Raw genomic sequence first — 1,385 nt, 5'->3', positions numbered from 1 at the left:
ATCGCTGTAAGTTGCGTGATCGCCACATTGGTAATCACCGGTAAAGGCTCGATCGTCACAGAAGCCGCTCCAAAACATCCGTTCGCATCACGAACATCGATATTGATCGACTGAGCTACACCCGTGTCGGATACCATAAAGATATTTGACTCCTGATAGTTTGTACCATCAATACTGTACATATAAGGCGCCGTTCCTCCACTGGCCGTAACCGTGATGGTTGACTGATTCACCCCATTGCTCGCATCACAGGCAAATTCCGTAGCTTCTACCGAGGCCGATACAGGATCCGGTTCTAAGATCGTCTGCGTTTTCACATCTGTACATTCACGGTCTGAAGTTACCGTAATGGTATACGCTCCAGCTGCAAGGCCTGTGAAGATCGGTGAGGTTTGCACCACCGGTGCATTAACTCCATCTTCCAGGGTATACGTGTACGGTGGATTCGTATTTGAAGCATCCATCACTACCGTGATCGATCCATCCAATCCGCCGTTACAACTTACATTCGCAGCATCCAATTCAAATACTACCGGCGCAGGCTCTTCAAGAGTGATCGTTGCCGAAGCAGTACATCCGGTGTTCGTATCACGAACCCATACCGTATGCGGTCCGGAACTCAAGCCTGGGAATGTATTGGTAGCTACATAAGTAGTTCCACCGTCTATGCTGTATTCAAACGAGTCGGTTCCGCCGGCTCCGGTGGCAGTAATACTACCATCATCATCCGAACAAGAAGGTTGTGCTACTACTTCCAACGCTACAGTTAACGGTGGATAGATCGTAACATCATCCGTAGCAATACATCCATTGGCGTCTCTTACCGTCACTGTATAAGTGCCCGGAGCACTTACTGTAAAGGTATTACTGCTCTGGAAGCTACCACCAATGCTGTAGGAAAGCGGAGCAATTCCGGTTCCATTCGCTACAACGGTATAAGCCGTTCCGTTTGAGGTACACTGATCAGCTACCGGTTCGATCGTAACCGTTGGTGCAATATCCATATCCACTTCAACGGTGATCATATCACCACAAGATCCGCTGCTATCCAATACATAGATATCAAACTGTGCAGGATAACTCGCCGCTGTCAGGGTAAAGGTCGATGCAGCACTGTAATCACCCGTTGCAGGAGCCGAAGCGCCACTGGCAACATAAGCATAGGTATATCCCGGTCTTCCGCCACTGGCTTTAACCGTTACCTGTGCTCCCTCATTACAGTTCGCATTGATATTTTCTATTTCTACAAGGCTTACCGCTGCATCCGGCCCGGTGATCGAGATCACACTGGTGGTCGCAGGACAATACGGATAATCCGTCGCCTCGATCGTTACATAATAATTTCCTACGGAAAGTCCGCTTACAGGTACCGTCTCCGGTGAAGT

General features: G+C 49.0%; 1 protein-coding gene. It reads right to left on the bottom strand.

The genetic code is table 11. The annotated features are described in order from the left end of the window. On the bottom strand, window positions 1–1,385 hold a 1,385-nt coding region (locus tag DMZ48_RS18460), incomplete at both ends, for a SprB repeat-containing protein (RefSeq protein WP_199288030.1).

The organism is Robertkochia solimangrovi (assembly GCF_007279655.1).
Lineage (GTDB): Bacteria > Bacteroidota > Bacteroidia > Flavobacteriales > Flavobacteriaceae > Robertkochia > Robertkochia solimangrovi.
The sequence above is the reverse complement of the archived record's forward strand: the minus strand, read 5'-3'. Positions and strand labels throughout refer to the sequence as shown.